Raw genomic sequence first — 24,681 nt, forward strand, 5'->3', positions numbered from 1 at the left:
TCAGTAAACTACCTTATCACTGACACTCACAGCCATGAAACCAACGCTTGAAATAAGCTTAAGAGGTGAGAGACACTGTCGGAGTTGTAACTAACTAACAGGTAAGTAAGTTCCTGACCTGACGCCTTTATTTCGATAAAACAACTTACCAGAAGGAAAGTAACGAATTCTAATTATTTCACAGCAGAATTTAACCATCTAACGATTAGATGGTTAAATTCGTGTTAGTATAGTAACAAATCGTGTAAACAGTAGTCAACCAACAGTATGAACGATCAATCTTTTGAAATCCTGGTAGTGGATGACGATCCGATGATCTTCGATTTGTTCAATCGAATTGGACAGCAACTATTTACTGAAGCGACTTTTACATGGGTATCATCCCCCCAGGAATCGCTTCAGTACCTGAACCGGCAATCTACCCGGCTACCAAGTCTGGTTTTACTCGATATCGATTTTCAGGTAGGAATGAATGGCATATCCTGGCTTCCTGAACTTTATAATCGCCTTAGAGGGCAGGCACCCATCATAATGCTTTCGATATCAAATGCTGCCAACGATATTCAGCAGGCTTATATGGCAGGGGCAGTTGCCTATACACAGAAGCCGCAGGAATTGCAGGGCTGGAAAAACTACGTCGAAGTTCTAAAAAATATTGGTATCAAACCAGCCTTCTTCCGACGTCAGTAGTCGATTAATACGTAGCAGGGAAAGATCACAGTCGTACAGACCACAGAAATAGTAGCTAGGCGGATAACAGACTAAGGGCAACTTTATTGATTGCCTTATCGAAACTCACAATAAGCATTTTCAGCTCCCCAGATTCATCGTTTAACTGAGCTAGGTGCTCGATCCTGCGTAGCACCTCTTTTTGCGAATTAATCCCCATATTTTCGATAGACGGTCTGATACGGTGTGCAATGTGTCTAACCCGTTTAAAGTCACCGGATTCGTAAGCAGCTATCATCTGTGAAGCCGCCATTGGGGTCTCGGTGCAGAACAGTTGAATCATGTGCCTAACAAATTCCTTGTTTCCCTGACTGATAGCTTCCAGCATGGAGAGGTCGTACAGTATTGTCATTTCGCTATCATCCGCCAACTGCATTCGTTTCGATTGTACCAGATCTTTTTGCGAACCTGGCTGATCAGATAAAACAAGATCAGTTGGACGTCCAATCGGGTAATTTAAAGCTACTTGTACGGCGGTTATTTTATTTTGCATGTGTCTTTTTAGTCATACCATCGCTCTCGTAGGGCAATGAGTTGGTTAATAGCCAAGGGCTCCTCTCGTCTGGCGGTTGTCTATAAATTCGTTAACCGGAAGCCCTCTTTTCTGATTAGTTATTCTTTCTAAACAGGTCAGTACCTGTATCTGATTCAGGCTAGAGACAACTCATTGGTTTGAATCATTTTATAAATCGTCGACTTCCCAATGTCGAGTTTATCAGCCACGAGCACTACGTTGTTATCATACTTCTTTAAATACGACTTGATAATCTGAACCATATAGTGGCGCAGGGTCTGTCCTTCCGTTTCGGTCACTGTATTTTCAGTATCTACAGTCAGGAAAAGATCATCTGCTCTGATTTCGCTGCCATCGCACATAACAGCCGCCATTTGCATGAGAGCTTTTAACTCGCGCACATTTCCGGGGAAACCATAACGTAGCAATTTTTCGCTGGCCGACGGTGAAATAACCGGGGTGGCCAGACGGTTGTCGCGGCAGAACTCTTCCAAAAGATGGTGGGCAAGGACCATAATATCGCTCGGACGTTCACGAAGAGCGGGAAGAGCAATGGGAAGGCCCATCAGCCGGTAATATAAATCCTCCCGAAAACGTCCTTTTTTCACTTCATCCAGCAGGTTTTTATGCGAAGCGACTACCAGCCGTATGTCGAGCGTAATTTTTTCACAGCCCCCTACCCGCACCAGTTCCCGCTCCTGCAACACCCGAAGCAATTTGGTTTGTAGTGTCAGGTCCATTTCGGCGATTTCGTCCAGAAACAGGGTCCCTTTGTTGGCCTCCTCAAACCGTCCAATTTTCCGATTCAGGGCACCCGTAAAAGCGCCTTTTTCATGACCAAATAACTCACTCTCAATCAATTCGTGGGGGATAGCGGCCATATTAACCGCTACAAATGGCTTTTTCTTCCGTTCAGAATGGTAGTGAATGGATTTAGCAACCAGCTCTTTACCTGTTCCGGTTTCGCCCGTTACCGATACGTTGATATTGGTCCGAACAGCTTTTTCAATGAGTGTAAAAACTTTGTGAATGGCAGGACTATTGCCGATGATGGTAGAACTGAAATTATACTTCTGACCCAGGGCATCCTGCAGATGATCAATTTCCTGGCGGAGACTCTGATTCTCCCGAATCTTCAGGATAGCATTCCAGAGAAGGTCTTTGGTACGATCATCCTTTACAAAATAATCGTGGACACCAGCCTGCAACAGATTGACGGCGGTTTCCACATCCTGTTGCCCGCTGACGACTATAACGGGTGTATCGGGCAGTTGCTCCCGAATGCGCCGAAACAACTCAGCCCCGTTCGTGTCCGGAAGCGAATAATCTATAGTAATCAGGTGCGGAGTAATGCGACTGATTTGCTTCAGACACTCCTCACCTGTCAGAAACCGATAAAGTTCATAATCCGGATTCAGCGACAGATGATACTTAAGTACTTCGCCGTACCAGGGATCATCTTCAACGATGAAAATACGATAAGGAGACGATGACTTCATAGCACAAGTTCTAGTATTCGGAAGAAAATCTTTTCTTAGGTATTTATGCCTAAAAATTTACTACAAGCGTAACTAGTAACAATACTGATAATCTAACCAACTGAACTTGCTCTGAATAATACCCTTACTCGGTCATTGAATTTAAGTGCACTATTTTAAGCTATAAATTAACTCTAAGTATGTTTTCAGTTCAAAATTACAGATGATAATTCCTTCAAATATGGATAAAAGTCAGCTCGCCAACTGATATTACTCATATTCCTTAGGTGGTTCATCAGCCTGTTAATTACACCTAGATTAATTTGAGACGTATAAGTATTTGTTTTTAAGGTAAAAATCAGGTTCGATAACTCATAAGTACAAGGAGGGAAATTAGGGAACAGCTACAAATTCCTATCAGAGATATCCCAAAATTGAGTAACCCTATTGTTACTTATTCATATAAATAGTGTTTTAAAATCTATTCAAAATCGTATAGAATAAGCCTTTACCAATCAACTGCTCTTAAAATAAATGGAACGTACTACGTAGTTAATCTTCGACAGAAAATCCTGTCAGGGCGAATAAGAGATGGGCCATGGCTCCGTTAAACTGGAAAGCCCCGATTCAGCATCAATAGGAGCTGAATCAGGGCTTAATCTATAAAAAAACAAGGAACGATGAATTACCTAGTCTGTAAGCGAATCACTTGGTTTCCAAACGTTTGACAAGCCGATAACTTTGTAAAAATGAATGACTAAGCTGGACCAGGGCCGTATAGCCGACAATTAAACTAATCTGTAAAATAAAAACAGTCGAAATGCTTAACAGATAAGAAGCTGCCAGAGAAAGGGCAATAACGAAAACGTGCACGCTCACCAACCGAATCGTTATCTGCGAATGGATAAACCGATGTTTCAACAACCAGTGATGCATGTGATTCCGATCGGCGGAGAAGGGAGAGTTTCCTTTTAACATTCGGCTACCAAACACACGTAACGCGTCGATAATTGGAATCATACAACTGGCCGTAATCAGAATAACGGCCTGTGATGCGTGCGTGACCGCCTGATGATAAGAACCTTCTATAAGGGCAATCCCTAGACTGGCCATCAGAAACCCCAACACAACCGACCCACCATCGCCCATAAACAGCTGGGCTGGTCGCCAGTTAAATTTCAAGAATGCCAACAATGCCCCCGCCAGCGGCCCAAGCAATGCTAACCATTGCGGCTGACCAAGCCACCAGGCCAGCAAACCCAGCAGTACCGTATTCACAAGCGCCAGACTACCCGCTAACCCGTCAACGCCATCGATCAGATTAAACGCATTGGCCATGCCTGTCAGAATTAATATGGTTAGTCCATACTGAAACACCAGTGGCAGATCGGTAATACCAAAGACGCCATGTAGTGAAGTCAGGCGGATGCCATAGTGCGCTACGGCAAACGCACAGCCCAACTGAAGCAGCAACCGGGCAAATGCCCACAAATTCAGCCGGTCGTCAACCACGCCTACGATCATCAGCAGTAGCAAAGACAGGGTCAAGGCTGTATACTGGCCAAAAAGTGCACGCAGTGGAGCGTACATCAGCGACGTAACGATAAGCGCCAGGCCGATGGTTAGCCCGCCGATGGCCGGAATAAGCTTGTAGTGTACTTTGCGCTTGTTGGGTCGGTCGACCAGTCCGATTACTGGACTTAAGCGGATAAGCAACGGCAATAGTGCCCAGCAACAGCCTAATCCAATGGCAAAGCCCAGGAGAAGACGCAGAGTAGTGTGTAAATCTGGATTCATAAGAGTACGTTATTCGTAGAAGTAAGCGGGTACTTTCAGGTGAGCCAATTCTGACTCCACAAGCCACTCCGATGGTATTTGCGCACCCGCCGTCGACATGAGTGTGCTCTTCGACGTTGTTTTCATCGCTTTATGAACCAGAAACGCGTATTTCTGAGCGATGACCGACCAGCTATAGCGACGGTAGGCAATGGATTTCATAACGGCAGCCTGTTCCTTCAATTTGGCAACCGACGTATGTTGAATATGATGCGTCAGTTCATCGGCCGTTTTGAAGAAAAAGGCTTTGTTCTCGGTAGTTGTCCGGTTATAGTTGACATCAAAGGCCATGATCGGTAAGCCAAGGTACATGGCTTCGACCAGCGACGGATTAGTACCTCCCGCACTATGGCCATGAATATACACCAGACAATTGCTACGTAGCAGGTCAAGCTGGCGCTGGTCATAGATCGGATCAAGCATTAACAGGTTGGTATGCTGCTGGTAACGTTCCCGTAGACTATTGCCATATTCACTGTTTTTCCAGTTGCCTACCATAACCAGCGTATGGCGGGGGAGTTGGGCAAAAGCGGCCAGCACAAGGTGAATATTGTTTTCGGGTTCAATGCGGCAAACGGTAAAGGCGTACGGCTTGGCCAGAAACGGATACTGCTCCCGATCGGCATTGGTCGGGCTTACCGCCAGTGTATGATCGGCGCCGTATTCAATGATATGGCTTAGGGTTTTGTAGCGAATAGCGGTATAATTCTGAATCGATTCGTTGTCGGAAATATCCGCATGGGAGTACCGTACCGCCAACCATTCTGCCGCCCAAAGATACCAGCGAGCCAGTTTACGCCATTTGTTCCGTTTCCATTCAATCCCATCGATGGAAACGATAATTTTTTTCCGGGTGAACCACCGGACAAACGGCAGTATAATACCACCGCTGACACCCAGCACAAGCAGTACGTCGGCATAGAACAAAGCATGCACAATGCTGATGCAGTCGTAAATGATGCTTTGCAGGCCGTTGGCATCGAAGGGTAAGTAAATGAGCCGGGCACCCTTGTAGTGCGATTGCTGTTGCGCAGCGCCGTACTTTTTTGTGGTACAATAGACCGACATATCAAATTCGTTGCCCAGTTGCTCAACCAGGTGTTCGGCCAGGGTCTCAAAGCCGCCGTACTTGGCGGGAATTCCTACAGTTCCAATAATTGCTACGGTAGTCTTGGTCATGGTCTTTCTCTCTTTGTACAGATACTAGCCTAAGCCGTGCCAAACTCAAAAAAAGGCGCTAATGGGCTAATTTTGAGGGTTTATGCGCGAGCGTATTCCCAATTCTGGAAATATTTTCCATTGTATAAAGCGACGCCAGGCGCGGTTCCGTCCGCTGAAATACGTTTCGGATTTCCCGGCGAAACGTTTGGGGCGAAAAAAACAGCGCCCGCCGACGGGCGGCTTCGGCCATCTGTAAATACAGATTAATATCCGACGACAGGCGACGGAGTGTCTGCACGAGTACAAACTTCTGCGATACGCTGATTCGAAAGCCTTCTTTACTTTCTTCGATCAATTCGCAGATGCCCCCCACTGTTGGCGTAATGACCGGTCGTCCGCAGGTCATTGCCTCCAGAATTGTCATGCCAAAGGTTTCCACCCAGGCATCGGGCTGCGAAAGGTTGAGCACCACATGCGCCTGCTGATAGAAGGGAATGGTCTCGGGCTGGGCTGGATAGACGGTGCAGTTAGCCGGCGGCTCGGCCTGCTTCACAAACGTATCGACGCTGTCTGCATCGGTATTCAGGACCAGCAGAAACCGGATATGCGGCAGATGGTGGGCACATTCCACAAATTCGTTGATTCCTTTATAGGCCTTATTGGAGCAGAGCATCAGCGCCGTAAACGGCGAAACTGTATTCGGTTTGCTAATACGATCGGCCTGTTTACTAAACGATTCGGACACCGTATTATAGATCCGTTTACAGCTGGTCCGTTTTAGCGGGGTTTGCTGCCGGGTGTAGTCCGACACAAAAAGAGCCTGCCGGGCTGTAAAGTCGGCAATAGCCGTAAGAAAGGATTTTAACAGCCGCGGTTTGATACTTACTTCGTGTACGTGATACACCACCGAACAGCCCCGCAGCCAGCCAGCCAGTGCTGCCCCAAACGGCAGTAACGTATTAATATAAACCTGATCCGTTGGCCGGAGAAAAAACAACAGTTTCAGAAATAAACGCCCCTGCACCAACAGGTAATTCAGTAGAGTAATCCATTTTACCAGCGACCATTTGTACTGAATTGGATGGGTGATAATACCAGTAAGATCGCTTAAAAAACCCTGGCCTGATGGTGTAGCTGTGAATAAATGGATAGCAAATCCTGCTGAATGAAGAGCCTCCAGCGCTTGCCGGAATACAAGCGGGCTTCCACTCCAGTCATTTAATAAGTGAACCGCAACTATTCGTTTCGACTGCATGAAATCAGTTGGCTAAAGAATGGGTATTTGATAAAACGGTTTGGTAAATCTGGCGGATCTGTTCACCCCGTATCGACCAGTTAAACGCCGTATCGAAGCGATAAAGCGCCAACCGGCGTTCGCGCTTATACAGAACCGGCGACCTGAACAAGTCATTCAGTCGCTGAGCCATCTGAGCCGCGCCCTCTTCAATATCCCGGTCGGATACACGTAGTGATGACTCAGGATGAACAAAGCGGCCGGGCCCTTCATTGTCCCAGCAAATAACGGGGAGCCCGTAACTCATAGCTTCGGCGACGACCATACCAGCCCCTTCGTGCGAAGGGAACAGAAAAACGGATGCCGACCGATAGCAGGCAGCCACCTCATCTTTGGGTAACCAGTTGATAATGTCGGTACAATGCGTAATACCCTCCTGATCAATCAATTGCCGAACAAGTGGTTCAGCGGGTCCGCTGCCTACCAACGTCAGACGGGTTTGCTGCTGTTCGACAGGATTAAGTTGATGGTAAAAGCGGGCAAACGCCTGTACAGTAGTAGTAAAGCCTTTTAAGGGAACGAACCGCCCGACCGAAAGCACCCGAAAACCATCGGTTGAATCGGTTACGTATCCTACCGATGGCGAAGCTACCGACGGCACAATGGTATATTGCTGTGCTGGCAGATGCAAAGCACCGGCAGCCGCCTGATTCATGCAAAGGACATGCGCAGCCCGGTGTTTGGTTAGCCGCAGAAAAGGGTCCAGTGTCCAGAAAGCCTGTTTAAGCCCCCATAGGAGCCGGTCCTGCAACCAGGCCTTCCAGCCGTACAGACGCAGGCTACTCTGTGGAATAGGTGGATGATGACCAATAGGTCCCCAAACAAGCGGTTTTTGAAGCAGCCACAGAAACGTAGGCGTCCAGTCGTTGTGAAAATTGACGTTGTGGACCAGATCGACCGGCAGGTTTTTTCGCAACAGCCAAATAGCCAGACTCAGTTGCCAGCCATAATAATAGATCATCGACAGCAGCGGGCCTTTTTTCCAGAAACGTAGCCAGGCTGGCCAGTCGAAATACAGAAACTGAACGCGCTGCCTGAGCGGCTCAAGCTCTGGATGCTCGTCCCAATAGCGGTCTATGGCTGGCTGGTTGTTTGGCCTCGTTACAGCGATAACACGTTGATATCTAGCAATTTGCAGAATAAAATTCCAACCCATGCCATCTTCCGAGCCTTTATAGGGATTCACAGCATAGGTCGTTACCAGTACTGTTTTCAGATTAGTATTGGGCATGAGTCGGTTTAGGAGACTTAATTGAGTTTTCGTTACGTGGGCGAATCAGTCGGGCGGGAACGCCACCAATAAGGCTGTTGGATGGGAAACTCTGGGTTACTACGGCCCCCGCAGCGACTACGCTGCCCTCGCCGATAGTTACCCCGCTCAGGATGGTAACTTTACTGCCAATCCAGCAGTCTGGCTCCACAACAATAGGCTTCCGTTCGACGCCCTGCAATCGGATCAGTACGTCCGGATCGTCGAAACAATGGTTTTCGGGGTGGCAGCTGAAATACTGCCCGATGATGCAATCGTGCCCGATAGTGAGGCCGCCAGCCCCGCCCAGATACGCAAATTCGCCGATACCCACCCGGTCGCCAATGTGAATGTACCGACCGGGGTTGTCGAGCGTCGTGGAAACTACCAGACGGCTGTACGCACCGATGCTTACCTGATTGCCGAGTCGAATCCCGTCCGTGCTGATAGCTGAGCAGTAGACATGATCACCCAGTTTAAGAAAGCGCCCCCAGCTGATCTGCGGCAGGTTGAAGAATCGGACGCTACGTCCCCGCAACATTCCTTTCGGCTTACGCCCCCGCAGCAAGAGTACGCTCCCGCGTAGCATCGCCATTGCCTGCTGCCAGCAAAACGCCAGGATGAGAGAACCGCTGAGAGCGTCCGAAAATCGGAATTGCGGATTGCGGAGCCTGATGATTCGTTCGAGCCATGTTTTCATAGCGAATACAGTTGAATACGGTCAAAAATCTGGGTAAGCGTCCGCGGCAGGTGCTGGTTCAATACCGGCAGGTATTCCGACGAGGGGTAGCGCTTCTGCAACTCCTCGAACAAGCCAAGATATTGCCGGGTCAATTCGGTAATGGTAGCCGAGTCCAGTTCCTGCTTCCGTCGGAGGATTTCTTCGGGCGGAGCGTAGAGAAAAACGTTCAGCCGAGGTTTGAGCAGCAAGCCATACAGGATGGTCGCCATACCGGGAGGCAGGTTTATGTTGCTTCGCCGACCGTCGTTAATAAAATCAAAATAGTAGCGGTCGTACAACACGATATAACCCCGCCAAACGTACTTCACCTGGATGTAGAACTGCCCGAACAGGTAATCCGCATAATAATAAGCGAATCGCAGCAGCGACGACGTAGCACTCTGGTTTGTGCCCTGTCGCGGCAGGGTGTCGGCAGCTCGCTGCTCAGCCTGTTGTTTACCGTATTTCCAGGCGCTCAGAATAGGCAATAACGAAGGTCGGTGACGTAATACCACAACGCGTTGGCGAAGGCGCTTTTCAATCTGCTGTTTCGTTTGTTCAATCACCGTTGACTTCCCCGCCCCATCGACTCCACTGAACGTAACGATCATGCCCCGCCGGAAGGCGAATGAGCTAAGGGTGTCCCACCCGTAAGTCACCTTATTGAGCAGACCGCGCCACCCACGATTCTGGGGCAACCGGCGAATTTTTTCGACTGACTGGGGCGACAAGCCGGCATCCTCCGGCTTGTCAAACAAGGTCATATAGCGTTCGGGTACGGGTGCGTTGTTGAGTCCGTAAAACAACCGAATATAAGCCTGAAGGTGTTCAGAACTAGGCACTTTCAGGCCGTGGGGTGCCAGCGTTGCCTGCTGCCAGACTGGTTCAGCGGCCATAAATTCGAGCTGTTTTCGTTTAAATTTCCAGATCAGATCAACATGCAGTATAGAGCTGTCCAGGCAAAACAGATGCAGCTGGTTCATAAAGCTGCGGGGCTCGGCCATCATCTGACGCACCAGCGGATGGTCCTGAAGGTACTGCGTTAGCTGAGCAGCCACTGGTTGCGGCAGGCACAGATCCAGATCCGACGATTCGGGCAGTTCAGCCAGTTTTGCAGGCATAAATTTCAGCGCAGCATGCGGTTGCTGATGTAGCCAGAAAGCCATATCGTGCAGTACCAGTTGCCGGTGCGAAACAGCTTTCTGCTGATGCAGCCAGTACGTCAGCGATTCGTTCCAGGTAGCCAGCAGCCAGTTTACCTGCTGGTGCCACTCAGCCTGACGGCTATAGACCGAGAGGTAATACGTTAGGGTATGAATCAGGTACAGGATTTCGGCCAGTTCCGTATCTACCTCATATCGTTCGCAAAACAATTGCCACTCGGGCCGATTCAACGTTTCTTCAATATCCTGCCAGATGGCTCCGTAGCCACGGTTGCCAATCAGGATAGCCGACTGGTATACAAAATGAAACAGATCGTACAGGCCCGGCAACGCGTCCTGATGCAGTTCCCAGTCGATGATGCACAGCCGGTTATCGCGTAACATTACGTTCCAGGGCGTACAGTCGCCGTGAGCGGCTGCCACCGGAACCAGTTGATGCTCGTTCAGGCTATTCATCAACCAGTCGATCTTGTCGAGCAGGCTAACCGGTATCCGCAAATCGTTTACGCTACGTAGTTCGGATAGAGTTTGGCGGGCCTGCTGCCAGAAAACGGTATCGGCCAGCGGTTGGCGTTGCCAGTTCTGGCTGACCAACTCGCGCATGGCACTGCTGGGCAGATCGGCCATTCGATTCGTTTGCCGAGCGGTAGGCGTGCCCATATCCTCCTGAATCAACAGGCCGGGTACGTGCGTTTTCACACGGGGCGTATCAATCTGTAAAAATGGCTGCTTCTGTGCATGACGAAGCGCCAGGGCCTCCTGGTCAATGTTTTGAACGGCAGGAGCAGCCAAAGCAATTTTCAGGAAATAACTTTTGTTCGCCGTTGTGTTGTACCAGATCACCAGTTTACGGTTAGGACCGACCGTACCCGTAAACAACGCCCAACGATGTAGCTGAAACCGGCACAGGCGCTCATAACCAGCTTCAGTCGTATAAAGAGTAAGCCGATCATGGGCTATCAAACGCCCCAGCCTTAGCCGAAACAGCATCGTTACCAGCCATACAAATACACGAGCCTTACGCCCGCCACGGTGGTAGAACCGCAGAAAATCTGGCTGATTGGCACCAACGGGCCACAGCCAGCGAATGGTGCCATCCGGATTACGATACAGATAGCACGACAGTGCACAATTGAAAGTCGGAGAAGATTCTGGCGCGATCGGGAGGCCAATGGTGTCGAAACCGGCCTTTAACCGCTGAACGTCCGATGCGTAGAGTTGATTTTCCATAGTAACGGTCGGTACTAGTTCCGTGCCAGTCCCGAAAAAGGCCTAATCGCGCAGTTGTGGGGCTTTTTACCAGCATCGTTATTCCGTTTAGGAGAAAGCAATTCCATAAATCGGAAAACGCTCCTGTCAGCCGTTACGTAGCTCCGGTCGGCGTCGATGGAGATAGAGTTTTTCGCGGGGTGTCAGCAATGGATTAATCGACAGGCTGATGAAAAAAATCTGCAACTGATAGAATAGAATACCGTAATTGGTTTCGCCGAAGATGCCAAACTCCGTGAATGAGTTAATCATGATTGGAATGAGTATCCCTACGCAGATGAGGCTTTTTTCGCGATCAGCCACCTGCAAAAATCCGCGGATGGTAAAGACGAGCTGAAACACGACAATGGTAAAGCCCACGAATCCCAGATTCATCAGGACCTGAATAAACGTATTGTGGGTCATCTTGGCTGCGTACGTAAAAATGTGCTCGCCCTGGAAGTAATCGGTATTGGCAATGCGCATGAAACCAAAGCCAAAATAGGGTGCTCTCGGAAGCCCCTCCGTGATCAGGGCAGTCCAGAAAGGTAGCCGTCCGGTCATGCTCATCACTTCGTCCAGACCACCGGCATTTTCTTTAATCAGCAATTTCTGAACGGCTACCGGTATGGCCAGAAGAGCCCCGGCATACATCATCAGCTTCAATCGGGTGTTGGATGACTGACGGATGTGAAAAAATGCAATTAACAGACAACCAATGGTTGACGAGCGCGATCCTGTCAGAACAATGGCCCACATGAGCAGGCCGATTTTTACGAAAGTCCAGATGATTCGGTGCTTCCGGTAGATATTGAAGATGAAGCAGGAAACCCCCACCGCACAGAGCATTCCCAACTCGTTGGGATTCATGATAAAGCCGCCCAGACGGGCCTCCTCGCCACCATGCGTCAGCCGATAAAACGTATCGGGATTCACGTACATGCCTACCAGAAAAATGGATATCATCATCATGACCGCGTTGCCGATCACGTGGTACATTTTAACCGAACTACCCGCAAAGAAATAGTCGATCAGAATGAAGCAGGCAATAAAATAATAGCAGAAAATCAGTCCTTCGAGGTCCATAAACCATTGCAACCCGGAATAACCAGGATCGGTAGACCACGTAATGGACACAAATCCCAGCAACAGATAGGCCGAATACAGCAGCGGGGATAAACTATGCTGCCAGCCAAACGAAGCCACGGCGCCCCGCTTGATAATGACGCGGTACAGGTACCAGATGGATGTCGTCATGGCAATCCGGCTGATCACTTTGATGACCCGTGTTATGGAGATGTTGTTGCTCCACGTAAAAAAGCCGCCCAGTTTAATAAACAGGATGATTGTGAGCCAGAAACTGACCTGTTTCAAAAAACGAGAATGGTCTGTCTCGACCGTTAATTGAGCCGCCATAGGTACGTTACATAGTTGAATGCTGAGTGGGTCTCAGTGATGCAGAAGTCGGCCTAAACCAGCGTTGATTTTCCTCTTATCATTCGATACAGTTGATTGAACAGATCCAGTTGCCGGGGCCAGTTGAACTCCTCATCAACCATGCGCCGGGCATTCCGCCGTAGTGACATAAGCCGGTCTGTCTGCCACTGCTGATAGAGATTCGATAATCCTTCCGCCACTTGGGGGGACGTGCCCTGCCCGATTACGTACCCCGCATCGAACGAGCGGACGGCCTCACCCACATTCGTCGCTTCGGAAACCAGGCAGGGAATACCCAACGAGGCCGCTTCGAGTACAGCCACAGGCAGCCCTTCATAGCGCGACGCGTGCACAAACACGCTGCACTGGCTCAGCAGCCGTACTTTCTCGTCGCCAAACTGACTCCCCCAAAAAACAACGTACTGACGCAGGGCAAGCTGCTCAACCATCTTTTCCAGCTGCTGCCGGTGGGGTCCGTCACCGATAATCCAGAGCTGGGCGAAGGGTGCCTTTTCCCGAAACAGAGCGAATCCTTCAATCAGCCGGTCCAGACCCTTATGATCAATGTCCAGCCGACCGCAAAAGCCAACAATAAACTCCGCTGGAGCGCCCGCCGTTACGTTGGCCAGCGCCGAAAAACCGTACGGAATCAGTACCGATTTCTCATTCGGAAAAATACTCTGTAAGCCATCTATCTCGCTCTGACCCAGGGCATGAATAGCCCCAGCGCCATTCAGCAAATTGCGTTCGAACAGGTTGAAATACAATTTCTTGCGTAACCGGCTTCGCTGTAGGGCGTGCCAGTTGTAGTTACCGTGGGGCGTAATCAGATAAGGTATTTGATGTTGTTGCAAAAAGCGGGCGGCTGCATAAAACCGGGGAACAAACCCACCATGCAGTTGCACAACAATCGTATTCTTGCGGCTCATAATTGCCTGTTTCCACGAGGCACTAATCCCAAACGGGTTGCGACTGGCCCCAAACAGACGTGTTGTATAGGTCCGCTCCGGATAATCGTGAACCGGATTGGCCGAAAAACCCCATACTTCGACGGCGAACCCAGCCTGTTGCTGCTGTGTAGCCAAGTCATGCACGACTTTGTTAACCCCGTTCATTCGGGCCGGATTGGCCTTGCCGAGAATAAGGTGGATGATTTCCATTGTAATAAACCGTTGTGTTGTAAAACCAGGAGCCAGTAGATAAGCAGGATGGCCTGCGTCAGAAACAGGCCGACCAATACCCCTTTGAGTTCGAAGTGCCCAATGAGCCATGAAGCCGTAGCCAGACTAACGACCGTAGCCAGTACGTAACCAGCGAAATAATGTTTATTCAGTTGGCGAACACGTAGCAGAATCCGTATGGGGTAGCTACAGATAACCAGTACGTATACGGCCGTCAACCCATACATGACGTAGGCAAAATCGTGATAGTCGGCGCCCCCGGCAAACGTAAGAAGCGGCTCAGCACCCAGCGTCAGAATAAGCAGCAACGGGAGTAAACCCAGCAGGCTTTTCACAAGCACCGACCGCAAATAAGCCACCAGATCAGTAGGTGAATTGGCTACTTTTGCCGCCCTTGGCACTACGTAGCTTTCCAGCGCCTGGAGCAGTACGTTCAGCAAGCCAAAAATATACTGTGCTAACCGCAAGGCACCCAGGGCAGCGGCACCCAGCCACCAGCCAGCCGCTACGATAAGAAAATTGCCAGCCAGCCACTGGGTTAGAGCCGACAATAACATCCATCCCCCCTGCTGCCGGTGTAAACGCCAGGCCATAAACCGATCAGCACGTCGGTATCGACCGGGTTTCAGCCAAAAGAGACCTAGTCCAATGGATGGCAGAAAGGTCAGGCCAACAATCCAGATGGCGGCCTGTAATGACAACGCTCCCTGCATCCGAAACAACAGTAACAGAAGCAATTGCCCGGCATTTGTCAGCCCATCGAGCAGCACAGCCCGGTCAGCGCGTCGCTGTACGAGCAGGCATTTACGGAGAAAATCCTGTAAAAGATACAAACCCGTCGACAGGGAAGCCGCCAGGAGCAGACTGGCCTCATAGCCCGCAAAAAACGCCGGCATCAACTGATACATCGCCCAGCTACCCAATAGCAGGCTACTCAGCCAGCCGAGTTGTCCGTACAACAGACTATCCGTATACCGTTTTTGAAGGGGAGCGGCTAAAGCTGGCCAGATGACCTGATAGATACCGCTGCCTGCCGCCTGCTGAATGGATAACAGAAACAGTTGGCAAAGCACCACTGCCGAAAACCGACCGTAGGCCGATGCGCCAAGCGCTTGAGCCAGCAGCATGTTAGTGGCAAAAGCCGACCCGCTGACAATCACCTGATCGGTCAGAACGAGCCCTTTTTCAGACAGTAGTTCCTGTTTGATACGTTGTGTCATCATCATACGGCCTGGGCTTCAGGTCTTGGTTTAGCCGAACGGCGGGGCACCACTTTACGGACGAATTGCATCAGTTCACTAAACACCGATGGCGTATAGCCAGCCCGGTTCAGCACAAACTGCATCAGGGGCAGATTAAGATTTTCCTTGAGCAGATCCGCTTCCAGAATCCGGTTCTGCCGCGTTCGGCGGCTATCGAGTAGCATCAGATTCAGCGTACCGGAAGCCATCAGCATCACCGTTGCCGACTCCTGCGTGATCGATGCGTTTTTTATGAGTATTACGTCATAACGATTGCGCCAGTTAGCGAGCAGAGGCTGCCAACTGATTGGGCGCTGCCAATAATCATCGACCATCGGCAAGTTGATATAATCGACCTCGCCTAACTCGCTCAACCCTTCCAGCATCCCGTCGGCATCAACAATCAGTACCGACTTGCCCAGATTGACCAGTGCCCTGGCCAGTCCACACGTAATGGTACGTTTGCCCTCCCGTTTGTCGAACGAAGAAACAACCACAACGGAGCCCGGCTGCAACCATTGTTTCAGGTCCATATGCAGCGCCCATTGCCGAAAGTGCAGCGACTCCTGCCCCGGTTTGAAGTAGGGAACGGCTGAAGCAACCGGGGTTTCGGAATTTTTCTGAATCAGCGTTTCGGAACTGACCCGCGCTTTCATGAAATGGATGCCGTAGATCAGCAATACGCTGAACAGGAGGCTCAGAAAGCCCGCCAGTACTTTGATGAGTGTCGGGTTTGGCGAAACCGGCGTACGCGCTACTTTTCCTTCCGTGATAACCCGGTGAAACGAAATGGTAGCCGCCCGGGCAATGTCGGCTTCGGTTCGTTTTTGATGCAGAAACCGGTAAATCTGTTCATCCAGACTGAAGTTACGCTCCAGTATGGTCATGGTTTTTTCTTTGGTCGGCAGCCCCACAAAAGCGGCTTCAGCTTCCGTGATGGTTACAGCCAGATCATTGTACTTGATCTTAAGATTGGTGAGCGTGTTGTTGATGCTTTCCTTCATGTAGTCGGCCAGATCGTTCATCTGCGTATCAACGAGCCGGACTTTCTCATGATCGGGTGTATAACGTACCAGCAGTTCGCGTCGGTCGCCCTGTAACTGCTTCATTTTCTTGATAATTTCGGTTGAAAGCAGGTCCGTAAAGGCTTCAAAATTGGGCGCTGTTTTCAGAAAGTCAGGGTTTCGGCGCAGGTTACGGTTGAGGCTGTCGATGGCCAGTACGTTCATGTGTACGCTCGACAGTTGTTTCTTCAGGTCGGCAATTTTTCGGAGGTCCGTTTCCGTCTCCTGTTTGATGTTGATGATATTTTTGGCGTTACGATACCCTTCAATGGCCCGCTCACTAGCGGTGAGCCGGGACGCGTAATCTTTCAGTTCCTGATTCAGAAACCCGACGGTCGTATCGGCAGCCCGAAATCGATCTTCAACGCCATCGGCAATGTAAGCGGCTGCAATACCATTTACTACATCGGCGGCTTTCTGCGGCACCGAGCTTTTATAACTGATACGTAGCACAGGAATATCTTTATCGACCGCCATTACGTCCAGATCGCCGACAACGGATTCGACAACATTTTCTTTAGTCCGGACGATGAACTGAAATTTATCGTTGATAACCAGGTTCGGGCGTTTAGCCAGTACGGCATTGTTGGAGCCAATGAACAGCATTCCCCCATCGAACGTAACGATATGGTTGAGTTCGCAGGGAATGGTTTTGCCATTGGGTAAGGTAACTGTCAGCAGCGAGTCGCGCTGAATAACCAGCGAAAATGGCTGATTGTATAATTTCTGGTTGGTGAATTCCGCCGTGATACGTATCGGCGACTGACCATAGAGATCCGTTTTCCGTAGCTTACCGACCCGGTATATCATCACGCCCAGGTCGAGGCTGTTAAGTGCTTTTGTCAGCAGAACATTTGACTTCAGGAGTTCGACCTCTGCCAGAATTTTACTGGTGTTGACAAACACATCAAAATCCTTGTAAAGATTCGCGCTGGGGGCGCCTTCGTTCACATCGGCCAGCTTTATTTTGGCCATGCTCTCGTACATGGGCGTCGAATATTTCAGGTACCGATTTGCCAGAAACAGCGCAATAGTCATCATCACCGCAATGAAGGGCAACCCCCGCACAAACGGCCCCAACAACCCCAGCGTTTTTGATAACTCAGACATGCCAATGGATTAAAAAAACGTTTTGAACAATACCGCAATCGTTGTGATGGCGCTGGCAATGGGCAGTACGCTCGGACCGGCCCGCTTATCCCAGAATTTACTTTTCCGGGCAGGTACGTAGATTACGTCGCCCGGCAGAATCTGGATGTTGCGCTGGGAAAACTGATCCATATGGGTTAGATCAATAATGATCGTATGGGGCTGATTGTCAATGGTACGTATAACTTTCACAGCCTCCCGCTCGGCATACATATCGAAGTCGCCGGCCCGCCCAACCATTTCAACGAGCGTATTGGATTCTTTTTCGAGCAGAAATTTGCCCGGGCTTTTCAGTTCCCCCAGTATGGTTACTTCACGGTTCAGCACCCGCACGTCGATGATTGGCTCAACAAGCCATTTTGTGAATTCGGCAAGCAATCGTTTACGGGCCTCCAGCAGCGTCAGACCCGCTAGTTTTACCCGGCCAATTTTCGGGACGGCCACTTCGCCATTGGGGTCAACCATGACCCACTTGCCGTACACTTCATTGGCACTGTATATACTGTACAGCGAGCCAACACTTAGGTCGTCGTGGTTCCAGATACTGATGCTGACCTTATCGTCTTTGCGAATGCGATACTGGACGTTTTCCTGACCGAAAAATGTGGAATCGACCGGTGGATGACCGGGAACTGGCTGTGCCTGAAACAGGTTGTGCGATGCGCAACCCGAAAACCAGATGGCAAGCACGGTCAACAATATCCCACCCAGCGATTGCCTGACCCGTTTCATATGGTTCCGAAGCGGCTGAAAAGTTTTTTCCAACGATTTTGCGCCTGCTGCTGTTGAAGGAGAGCCATCACCTCCTGAATTTTTTTCAGAACAGCCTCTATTTTAGCAAGGTCATTGTTGCCCTTTATAATGTAATCGAATGCGCCGTATTTGAGGGCGTTGACGGCTACCTGCAACTCTTCCTGACCCGACACGATCACCAGATAAATGTCAGGATTGAAGCGTTTGATTTTCCGAAGTACGTCGAGGCCATTCAATGGTTCCATCGAATAGTCGAGCAGAATGACGTCGGGCTGGGCGGTTAGTTGATTCAGGCATTCCTGCCCATCGCTGAAAATGGTGATCTGGTCGTATCCCAGATTACGAATATGCTGCTCGTAGAAACTCCGGCAGAAAGGATCGTCGTCGACGATAAAGATGGATAGTGACTCTGTGGCTTCCATAATCTATAGTTTGGAAACCAATACGTCGAAAGATGTGCCAATTAGTTAATAGTTTAATTATCAGCACATTAATTACCAGATTTCTATTTTATACTCTATCAGATGGAATTTTTTCCGATAAATGGAAAGTAAGAGCGGGATACTGACGCATTAAATATGAACGCTGATCAGCCCCGTCGTTTATAGCCGGTATCACGGTTAACCGATTAAACAGAGCGCTGTCTGTAAAGTACGTAATTCAGGAACCAGCGTGTACGTAGTTGTTTACATACCGGACAGTATTCATCCTGCTAACTCAGAAGCGCGGCTCTACGTCGGTAGAGTCGGGGCTAAAATAAATGGGCGGTGCCGGGTGCTGGCGGTACGTTTCCCATTCGGGCAAACCGCCCGGCAACTGTGCACGAATCTCATCAATCAGTTTTTCCAGAAAATGGCGTTCCTGCCGGTAAATACTTATTTTTACCTCGTTCTGGGCTTCGTTTGCTTTCTGCCCTTCCATCATCACAATTTTCCACCGTTCGATCAGTTTGTTGGCTACGTCCTGTAAAATCGCTTGTTCATTCATGATTCGTATTGCCGGATTCCGTCACGACAGCGGGGTTAGGGTGATTAATGAACTGGTTGATATAGTTTGATTGCCTAATTTTGCCGACACACTAATTTTATGACGTGATTTAAGACATTTTTTGCCAAAATCCTGTTAATCATTCAAATCCGATAAATCCAGACCGCTGTGCGGTTCGATCCGATATGGAAGTTATTTGCACAAACGACAATTTCCCGGCGCCTGTTTTAGCTTTTTACGCCGAATTTGGCGTACAGACGCCCAAGCGGGACAAAATGTACACGATACGTCAGGTGAAACGCCATACAACCGGCGAAACGGGAGTCTTATTGAACGAAATCAAAAATCCGGACGTACCCGTTAAGCATCCGGTTATGGGCGAAGTCTGGTTTGAGCCGACGTTCAACATCAACCGATTTGCGACTTTACTGGGTCAACCGGTACGTCAGGAGGAGTTGGAGAACGTAAATGCTTAACTGACTCCTTACGACTTTATAAGAGCCTGACACCAAATTGTCGGGCTTTTGCGTTTCTGTTGTAGTCCGGACGGCCACGTCCGACTGTGTCCCGTTTCGTCTTATACCCGGATGTGGCCATCCAGACTACGTACCATCTGTGATCAAGTATTTCCTCATCCTTCTAAGCGGCCTGCTCATGGCCGCCTGTGGCAGTAATTCGTCGGACAACTACGTTCCGAAGCCGAAAGGGTTTCCACGACTCGATTTGCCTACAGCGCAGTACCAGCTACTTGAGCCAACTCACCCGTACCAGTTTGAATATAACAAAATTGCCCGCATCCTGCCCGATACGTTTGCCCGCTCGGAGCCGCACTGGATTTTCATTAATTATCCGACTTACCACGCCAGCGTTCAGCTGACGTATAAGCCGGTTCAAAACGATATAAACCGCCTGCGCGCCATGCTCGAAGATGCGTATAAATTAGCTGCACGGCATAACATCAAAGCTTACGCCATTGAACAGCGAAAAATCCGATTGAAATCTGGACTGGAGGCAAGCCTGATTGACCTGTCGGGGGAAGTGCCGAGTCAGGTTCAGTTTGTCACTACCGATTCAACGACTCATTTTTTGCGCGGGGCGCTGTACTTCAATACGGCTACGGAAAATGATTCACTGCAGCCGGTTATTCAGTACATTCGCAAAGACATCCTTCATTTACTCAACACGCTGAAATGGCGGAAATAATTGACCGGGTTCGGTGATGTTACGTAAGCCGTAGACGGAAAAACTGAATAACCTGACTTTATGAAACTTTCATTTCTATTACTCTGCCTCTCAGCGAGTGTCGCTTTTGCCCAATCGAAAAAGCCAGCAACGAAACCGGCTCCTAAACCGGCAGCGGCAACAACGAAATTGCCCGGTCAGCTTATATACGAGCAAAATTGCCTGACCTGCCATCAGGCCAACGGTTCGGGCGTACCTAACCTGAATCCACCGCTACGTGGTACGGATTGGGTGCTGGGCGACAAAACCCGGCTTATCAACGTAGTGCTTAAAGGATTACAGGGTCAGGAAGTTGAGGGCGATACGTATGATAATGCCATGCCCGCCCACGATTTTCTGACGGACGCTCAGATAGCGGATGTGCTCACCTACGTACGCAGCAATTTTGGCAACAAAGCCAGTGAAATCACTGCCGAGGAAGTAAAAGCTTTGCGAGGGAAATAGCGATGCCCGTGTTACGTTTGAATGACACCCACTGAAAAGGGTTTTGTAATGGGTGCACGGTTGGCAGCTGCAATACCTTCGGAGAGAATTTGCCGGGTTTGGAGCGGATCGATAACGGCGTCAACCCAAAGCCGGGCGGCTGCGTAATAGGGCGATAGTTGCGCGTTGTATTGATCGGTAATCTTTTTCAGCTGCGCCTGTTCCTCCTCAGGCGTCATGGGTTGGCCCTTCGCTTTCTGAGCTGCAACCTGAATCTGGAGTAGCGTTTTAGCCGCCGATGCGCCACTCATGACCGCCATTTGCGCCGTTGGCCAGGCCAGCATCAGGCGAGGGTCGTAGGCTTTCCCGCACATGGCATAGTTGCCTGCGCCATACGAATTTCCGATGACTACCGTAAATTTAGGCACTACCGAGTTGGCCATGGCGCTCACCATTTTGGCGCCATCTTTAATAATTCCACCCTGCTCAGCCCGACTCCCAACCATAAAGCCCGATACGTCCTGCAGAAACACCAGTGGAATCCGTTTCTGATTGCAGTTCATAATAAACCGGGCGGCTTTATCGGCGGCATCGCCATAAATAACTCCGCCCATCTGCATCTCAACCGGTTGGCCCGTTCGACCTTTTGCTTTGACTACTTTACGTTGATTGGCGACAATGCCCACTGCCCAGCCGTCGATGCGGGCATATCCACAAAGCAGTGATTGCCCATACCCCGGTTTGTAAGCATCAAAAGCCGAGTTATCCACAAGTCTGTCCACAATCTCCTGCATATCGTAGGGTTTTACCCGATCGGTCGGCAGAATCTGGTAGATCTCGTCGGGATTTTTGGCAGGAGCAGCCGGTTCAATGCGGTCGAAACCAGCAGTAGCCGAGTGCCCCAGCTTATCGAAAATACGTTTGATAGCCTCCAGACAGCTTTTATCGTCGGGATATTTATTATCCACAACGCCCGAAATATCAGTCTGCGTAGTGGCTCCGCCCAGGGTTTCAGCGTCTACATCTTCACCGATGGACGCCTTCACCAGATACGGTCCGGCCAGAAAGATGGAACCTGTCCCTTCAACAATTAAGGCTTCGTCGGACATGATTGGCAAATAAGCCCCGCCCGCCACACAACTACCCATGATGGCTGCCACCTGCAGAATGCCCATAGCCGAGAGTTGGGCATTGTTTCGGAAGGTCCGGCCAAAATGATCTTTATCGGCAAAAACCTCGTCCTGCAAAGGCAGATACACGCCCGCACTATCGACCAGGTAGATAATCGGCAGGTGATTTTCCATGGCGATTTCCTGAGCGCGAAGATTCTTTTTCGCCGTAATGGGAAACCAGGCCCCGGCTTTCACGGTAGCATCGTTGGCCACAATGACGCACTGACGCCCCGATACGTAACCAACACCTACCACTACCCCACCCGACGGGCAGCCGCCATGTTCGGCATACATGCCCTCTCCGGCAAATAACCCTATTTCGACAAAGGGTTTTTCCTGATCGGTGAGATAAGCAATTCGTTCGCGGGCTGTCAACTTGCCTTTACGATGCTGATCGTCAATTTTTTTCTGACCACCACCCAATTGGGTTTGAGCGGTACGTTGGTTTAATTCATCAAGGTAGGGCTGCATACAACGAAACGCGGGCAGTAACCCGCGACTTTAAGCTGTAATTACAGGCTTTTGCCCGCATTACTTTTTAGTCGAATCTGAAGGCGCGGCAATAACGGTCGACGTGGTAACGGTCGTGCTTCCGGCTGGTGCGGTTGGCGCTACATAAGGAGCATCTTTCCGCCCGAACAGCGAAAAATGTACGTAACGCTTGGGATGTTCTCTAAAATCAGTCAGCAGCTTTTCGAGGCTGGATGTCGTTTTATTGACATTAATGTAAAACGCTTCGTCGGAAGCGAATTTCCCCAACGTGCCCTGCCCTTTGTTGATATTGGCCAGAATCGTCTGCAGGTTTTCAACCGTTTTATTGACACTCGCCAGCGTTTGCTTCAACTGAAGACTTTGAAGTGAATCCGCAAAGCTGTCGGCTTTCGTTAAAATCGGTTTTAGCTGTTTTTCGGTTTCGATCAGCGACGACGACAGCCGGTTTACGTTCGCAAGTGTGGTCTGCAGAGCCGCGCGGTTTTCAGAAACGGTCAGCCCCAACGTACCGACGGCAGCATTGGCACTACCAAGTGTTTTGTTCAGTATAACGCCCGTCTGGTCGAATTGCCCAACAACGCGATTAAGCTGATACGTTAGCGAATCGACATTATTCAGTACAGGCAGCGTTTTCTCCCGGATCAGCGCTGACAATCCGGTTTCCCGGGCAGACACCAACATACCGCCATCTGCCAGCAGGGGTTTGCTGGGATCAACGTTCAGCTGAATCATTTTGCCGCCAAGCAGCCCGTCATCGGCCAGAAAAGCCTTTGCGCCCTGCGTCACCCGGATGTTTTTATTCACTTCCAGGGTAACCAGTAGTTTGTTCTGCTGATCCTGTAAAATTTCGATGCTCTTTACCCGGCCAACCGATAATCCATTAATCCGAATCGGGTTCGATGGTGTCAATCCATCAATGTTATCGTAAATAACCTGATATTTATTTGTTGACGAAAAAAAGTCTGATCCCTTTAAAAATCGAAATCCAAAGTAGAACATTGCCAGCGAGACAACAGCGAGTAAGCCTACTTTTACTTCCTGAGAAATTTTCATGCGTGTGCGAAGGTGAACAGCCCGCAGAAGCGTGCCAACCAATTGGTTGTCGGTATAACCAACTTTCAGGGCTGTTTGTCCCGAAAGTTGAAATTTTCCTGATTAGTAATTAGCTATCGGCTGACAATCGATAATCGCAAAGATGTACCTATCAATTACTGACAGCGTATCATGTCTAGCTATCTTCAAGCTCATGCTTGTACTGGGCAAACGCTTTATAAATGGCCGTTGAAATGGCGTCCTGCCCTTCTTCAGAGTGTAGATAAGCTTCTTCCTCTGGGTTAGTCAGGTAGCCGCTTTCAATCAATACGCTCGGCATGGTCGTTTTCCAGAGTACAATAAAACCAGCCTGTTTTACGCCATTACTTTTGCGACTGGCATTGTGCCGAAAGCTTCGTTCCAGCTTCTCCGCAAAGTTTATACTACTGGCAATAAAGGCGTGTTGGTAGTTAGCCAGCATAATGGTCGCTAACGGTGAATTCGGGTCGAATCCTTTATAGGTTTGCTGGTAGTTCTTTTCCTGCAAAATAACGGCATTTTCGCGTCGGGCAACGTCCAGATTGCTCTGGGTTCTGTGTAAGCCGAGCGTATAGGTTTCAGTACCATAAACCCGGCTGCTCGATGGGCTGGCGTTGCAGTGAATCGAGATGAACAAATCGGCCCGGTTGCGGTTCGCAATTGCCCCCCGTTCGAATAAATCCACAAAATGATCGGAAGAACGCGTATAAATAACGCGAACGTTTGGATGGTTCTCCTTAATTTTCCGCCCCAATTGGAGTATCAATGCCAGATTAATGGTTTTTTCTTTGGCAATACGTCCGTGGGTGCCTGGATCTTTGCCACCATGACCCGCATCGAGCACCACTGTCCGTAGCTGACTGGGAGCGGTATTTGCCGATGAACTGGTTTCGGTGTCCTGCGCGTTCCCCGTTCGGGTTCGAACTGTATCCTGAGTTGGTTCTAGCGTCAGCAAAGACGGGCTTGTCAAGGCCAATAGTGGCAGCACAACAATGGCCAGCGTTGTCACTATTCCGGGAGTGAAAACCGTAGTTTTTACGCCCTTTGATTTAATAATTTTTAACAGCGGAAAACGT

Annotated in this window: 22 protein-coding genes; 4 read left to right on the top strand and 18 right to left on the bottom strand. The window is 49.7% G+C overall.

The window, feature by feature from the left end:
* Positions 1 to 267 precede the first annotated feature (267 nt).
* Positions 268 to 690 (top strand): response regulator, encoded by a 423-nt coding sequence (locus tag LN737_RS01560; RefSeq protein ID WP_405515618.1) that lies wholly within the window; start codon positions 268 to 270, stop codon positions 688 to 690.
* A 55-nt stretch (positions 691 to 745) separates the two neighbouring features.
* On the opposite strand, the gene LN737_RS01565 is transcribed toward LN737_RS01560, so the two are convergent.
* From LN737_RS01565 to LN737_RS01635, 15 genes are all read right to left on the bottom strand, one after another.
* Positions 746 to 1,222 carry an Hpt domain-containing protein gene (locus LN737_RS01565; RefSeq protein ID WP_405515620.1) on the bottom strand — a complete coding sequence of 159 codons (477 nt, stop codon included), beginning with the start codon at positions 1,220 to 1,222 and terminating at the stop codon, positions 746 to 748.
* A gap of 155 nt (positions 1,223 to 1,377) precedes the next feature.
* Positions 1,378 to 2,742, bottom strand: a complete 1,365-nt coding sequence (locus LN737_RS01570) for a sigma-54 dependent transcriptional regulator (RefSeq protein ID WP_405515622.1) — start codon at positions 2,740 to 2,742, stop codon at positions 1,378 to 1,380.
* Positions 2,743 to 3,426: 684 nt separating this feature from the next.
* A complete protein-coding gene (locus LN737_RS01575) occupies positions 3,427 to 4,518 on the bottom strand; it encodes a glycosyltransferase family 4 protein (RefSeq protein WP_405515623.1) in 1,092 nt (363 codons plus the stop codon).
* A gap of 9 nt (positions 4,519 to 4,527) precedes the next feature.
* Positions 4,528 to 5,736 (bottom strand): DUF1972 domain-containing protein, encoded by a 1,209-nt coding sequence (locus LN737_RS01580; protein WP_405515625.1) that lies wholly within the window; start codon positions 5,734 to 5,736, stop codon positions 4,528 to 4,530.
* A gap of 58 nt (positions 5,737 to 5,794) precedes the next feature.
* On the bottom strand, positions 5,795 to 6,973 hold the full coding sequence (locus LN737_RS01585; RefSeq protein WP_405515627.1) for a glycosyltransferase family 4 protein: 1,179 nt from the start codon (positions 6,971 to 6,973) through the stop codon (positions 5,795 to 5,797).
* Between the two features lie 4 nt (positions 6,974 to 6,977).
* The gene (locus LN737_RS01590; protein ID WP_405515629.1) at positions 6,978 to 8,243 is read right to left on the bottom strand and encodes a glycosyltransferase; all 1,266 of its coding nucleotides are present in this window, start codon (positions 8,241 to 8,243) and stop codon (positions 6,978 to 6,980) included.
* Positions 8,230 to 8,961: an acyltransferase gene (locus tag LN737_RS01595; RefSeq protein ID WP_405515631.1), complete on the bottom strand. Its 732-nt coding sequence runs from the start codon at positions 8,959 to 8,961 to the stop codon at positions 8,230 to 8,232. The genes LN737_RS01590 and LN737_RS01595 overlap by 14 nt, the downstream gene beginning before the upstream one ends.
* Positions 8,958 to 11,375: a phosphotransferase gene (locus LN737_RS01600; RefSeq protein WP_405515633.1), complete on the bottom strand. Its 2,418-nt coding sequence runs from the start codon at positions 11,373 to 11,375 to the stop codon at positions 8,958 to 8,960. The genes LN737_RS01595 and LN737_RS01600 overlap by 4 nt, the downstream gene beginning before the upstream one ends.
* A gap of 126 nt (positions 11,376 to 11,501) precedes the next feature.
* Positions 11,502 to 12,809 carry an O-antigen ligase gene (locus LN737_RS01605; protein ID WP_405515635.1) on the bottom strand — a complete coding sequence of 436 codons (1,308 nt, stop codon included), beginning with the start codon at positions 12,807 to 12,809 and terminating at the stop codon, positions 11,502 to 11,504.
* Between the two features lie 53 nt (positions 12,810 to 12,862).
* Positions 12,863 to 13,990, bottom strand: a complete 1,128-nt coding sequence (locus tag LN737_RS01610; protein ID WP_405515637.1) for a glycosyltransferase family 4 protein — start codon at positions 13,988 to 13,990, stop codon at positions 12,863 to 12,865.
* Positions 13,942 to 15,237, bottom strand: coding sequence for a lipopolysaccharide biosynthesis protein (locus tag LN737_RS01615; protein ID WP_405515639.1), 1,296 nt, complete (start codon positions 15,235 to 15,237; stop codon positions 13,942 to 13,944). The genes LN737_RS01610 and LN737_RS01615 overlap by 49 nt, the downstream gene beginning before the upstream one ends.
* Entirely contained in the window at positions 15,234 to 17,426 is a 2,193-nt protein-coding gene (locus LN737_RS01620; RefSeq protein WP_405515641.1) for a GNVR domain-containing protein, read from the bottom strand. The genes LN737_RS01615 and LN737_RS01620 overlap by 4 nt, the downstream gene beginning before the upstream one ends.
* Before the next feature lie 9 nt (positions 17,427 to 17,435).
* Positions 17,436 to 18,197 carry a polysaccharide biosynthesis/export family protein gene (locus tag LN737_RS01625; RefSeq protein ID WP_405515643.1) on the bottom strand — a complete coding sequence of 254 codons (762 nt, stop codon included), beginning with the start codon at positions 18,195 to 18,197 and terminating at the stop codon, positions 17,436 to 17,438.
* On the bottom strand, positions 18,194 to 18,640 hold the full coding sequence (locus LN737_RS01630) for a response regulator (RefSeq protein WP_405515645.1): 447 nt from the start codon (positions 18,638 to 18,640) through the stop codon (positions 18,194 to 18,196). The genes LN737_RS01625 and LN737_RS01630 overlap by 4 nt, the downstream gene beginning before the upstream one ends.
* A 295-nt stretch (positions 18,641 to 18,935) precedes the next feature.
* The gene (locus LN737_RS01635) at positions 18,936 to 19,205 is read right to left on the bottom strand and encodes a hypothetical protein (RefSeq protein ID WP_405515647.1); all 270 of its coding nucleotides are present in this window, start codon (positions 19,203 to 19,205) and stop codon (positions 18,936 to 18,938) included.
* 185 nt (positions 19,206 to 19,390) lie between these two features.
* Here LN737_RS01635 and LN737_RS01640 point away from each other — a divergent pair, with 185 nt between their 5' ends.
* The 3 genes from LN737_RS01640 to LN737_RS01650 all read left to right on the top strand — a co-directional run bounded on the left by LN737_RS01640 (position 19,391) and on the right by LN737_RS01650 (position 20,891).
* The gene (locus LN737_RS01640) at positions 19,391 to 19,681 is read left to right on the top strand and encodes a hypothetical protein (protein WP_405515649.1); all 291 of its coding nucleotides are present in this window, start codon (positions 19,391 to 19,393) and stop codon (positions 19,679 to 19,681) included.
* A 139-nt stretch (positions 19,682 to 19,820) separates the two neighbouring features.
* Complete coding sequence (gldD, locus tag LN737_RS01645; RefSeq protein WP_405515651.1) at positions 19,821 to 20,408, top strand: gliding motility lipoprotein GldD; 588 nt, start codon at positions 19,821 to 19,823, stop codon at positions 20,406 to 20,408.
* A 60-nt stretch (positions 20,409 to 20,468) separates the two neighbouring features.
* Positions 20,469 to 20,891 (top strand): cytochrome c, encoded by a 423-nt coding sequence (locus LN737_RS01650; protein ID WP_405515652.1) that lies wholly within the window; start codon positions 20,469 to 20,471, stop codon positions 20,889 to 20,891.
* Between the two features lie 11 nt (positions 20,892 to 20,902).
* Here the strand turns inward: LN737_RS01650 and LN737_RS01655 are convergent, their stop codons facing one another.
* The 3 genes from LN737_RS01655 to LN737_RS01665 all read right to left on the bottom strand — a co-directional run bounded on the left by LN737_RS01655 (position 20,903) and on the right by LN737_RS01665 (position 24,614).
* Positions 20,903 to 22,513, bottom strand: a complete 1,611-nt coding sequence (locus LN737_RS01655; protein WP_405515654.1) for an acyl-CoA carboxylase subunit beta — start codon at positions 22,511 to 22,513, stop codon at positions 20,903 to 20,905.
* A 60-nt stretch (positions 22,514 to 22,573) separates the two neighbouring features.
* On the bottom strand, positions 22,574 to 23,587 hold the full coding sequence (locus tag LN737_RS01660) for an MlaD family protein (RefSeq protein WP_405515656.1): 1,014 nt from the start codon (positions 23,585 to 23,587) through the stop codon (positions 22,574 to 22,576).
* Positions 23,588 to 23,762: 175 nt separating this feature from the next.
* On the bottom strand, positions 23,763 to 24,614 hold the full coding sequence (locus tag LN737_RS01665; RefSeq protein WP_405515658.1) for an N-acetylmuramoyl-L-alanine amidase: 852 nt from the start codon (positions 24,612 to 24,614) through the stop codon (positions 23,763 to 23,765).
* Between the last annotated feature and the right edge of the window lie 67 nt (positions 24,615 to 24,681).

This window comes from Spirosoma sp. KNUC1025, from assembly GCF_045160025.1.
Lineage (GTDB): Bacteria > Bacteroidota > Bacteroidia > Cytophagales > Spirosomataceae > Spirosoma.

Excerpts from the sequence above, each read along its gene's own strand:
- LN737_RS01565 (WP_405515620.1), bottom strand. The coding sequence starts at position 1,222 with ATGCAAAATAAAATAACCGCCGTACAAGTAGCTTTAAATTACCCGATT.
- LN737_RS01575 (WP_405515623.1), bottom strand. The coding sequence starts at position 4,518 with ATGAATCCAGATTTACACACTACTCTGCGTCTTCTCCTGGGCTTTGCC.
- LN737_RS01610 (WP_405515637.1), bottom strand. The coding sequence starts at position 13,990 with ATGGAAATCATCCACCTTATTCTCGGCAAGGCCAATCCGGCCCGAATG.
- LN737_RS01625 (WP_405515643.1), bottom strand. The coding sequence starts at position 18,197 with ATGAAACGGGTCAGGCAATCGCTGGGTGGGATATTGTTGACCGTGCTT.
- LN737_RS01580 (WP_405515625.1), bottom strand. The coding sequence starts at position 5,736 with ATGACCAAGACTACCGTAGCAATTATTGGAACTGTAGGAATTCCCGCC.
- LN737_RS01560 (WP_405515618.1), top strand. The coding sequence starts at position 268 with ATGAACGATCAATCTTTTGAAATCCTGGTAGTGGATGACGATCCGATG.
- LN737_RS01630 (WP_405515645.1), bottom strand. The coding sequence starts at position 18,640 with ATGGAAGCCACAGAGTCACTATCCATCTTTATCGTCGACGACGATCCT.
- LN737_RS01590 (WP_405515629.1), bottom strand. The coding sequence starts at position 8,243 with ATGCCCAATACTAATCTGAAAACAGTACTGGTAACGACCTATGCTGTG.
- LN737_RS01640 (WP_405515649.1), top strand. The coding sequence starts at position 19,391 with ATGGAAGTTATTTGCACAAACGACAATTTCCCGGCGCCTGTTTTAGCT.
- LN737_RS01600 (WP_405515633.1), bottom strand. The coding sequence starts at position 11,375 with ATGGAAAATCAACTCTACGCATCGGACGTTCAGCGGTTAAAGGCCGGT.
- LN737_RS01595 (WP_405515631.1), bottom strand. The coding sequence starts at position 8,961 with ATGAAAACATGGCTCGAACGAATCATCAGGCTCCGCAATCCGCAATTC.
- LN737_RS01620 (WP_405515641.1), bottom strand. The coding sequence starts at position 17,426 with ATGTCTGAGTTATCAAAAACGCTGGGGTTGTTGGGGCCGTTTGTGCGG.
- LN737_RS01650 (WP_405515652.1), top strand. The coding sequence starts at position 20,469 with ATGAAACTTTCATTTCTATTACTCTGCCTCTCAGCGAGTGTCGCTTTT.
- LN737_RS01615 (WP_405515639.1), bottom strand. The coding sequence starts at position 15,237 with ATGATGATGACACAACGTATCAAACAGGAACTACTGTCTGAAAAAGGG.
- LN737_RS01655 (WP_405515654.1), bottom strand. The coding sequence starts at position 22,513 with ATGCAGCCCTACCTTGATGAATTAAACCAACGTACCGCTCAAACCCAA.
- LN737_RS01660 (WP_405515656.1), bottom strand. The coding sequence starts at position 23,587 with ATGAAAATTTCTCAGGAAGTAAAAGTAGGCTTACTCGCTGTTGTCTCG.
- LN737_RS01585 (WP_405515627.1), bottom strand. The coding sequence starts at position 6,973 with ATGCAGTCGAAACGAATAGTTGCGGTTCACTTATTAAATGACTGGAGT.
- LN737_RS01570 (WP_405515622.1), bottom strand. The coding sequence starts at position 2,742 with ATGAAGTCATCGTCTCCTTATCGTATTTTCATCGTTGAAGATGATCCC.
- LN737_RS01605 (WP_405515635.1), bottom strand. The coding sequence starts at position 12,809 with ATGGCGGCTCAATTAACGGTCGAGACAGACCATTCTCGTTTTTTGAAA.
- LN737_RS01635 (WP_405515647.1), bottom strand. The coding sequence starts at position 19,205 with ATGAATGAACAAGCGATTTTACAGGACGTAGCCAACAAACTGATCGAA.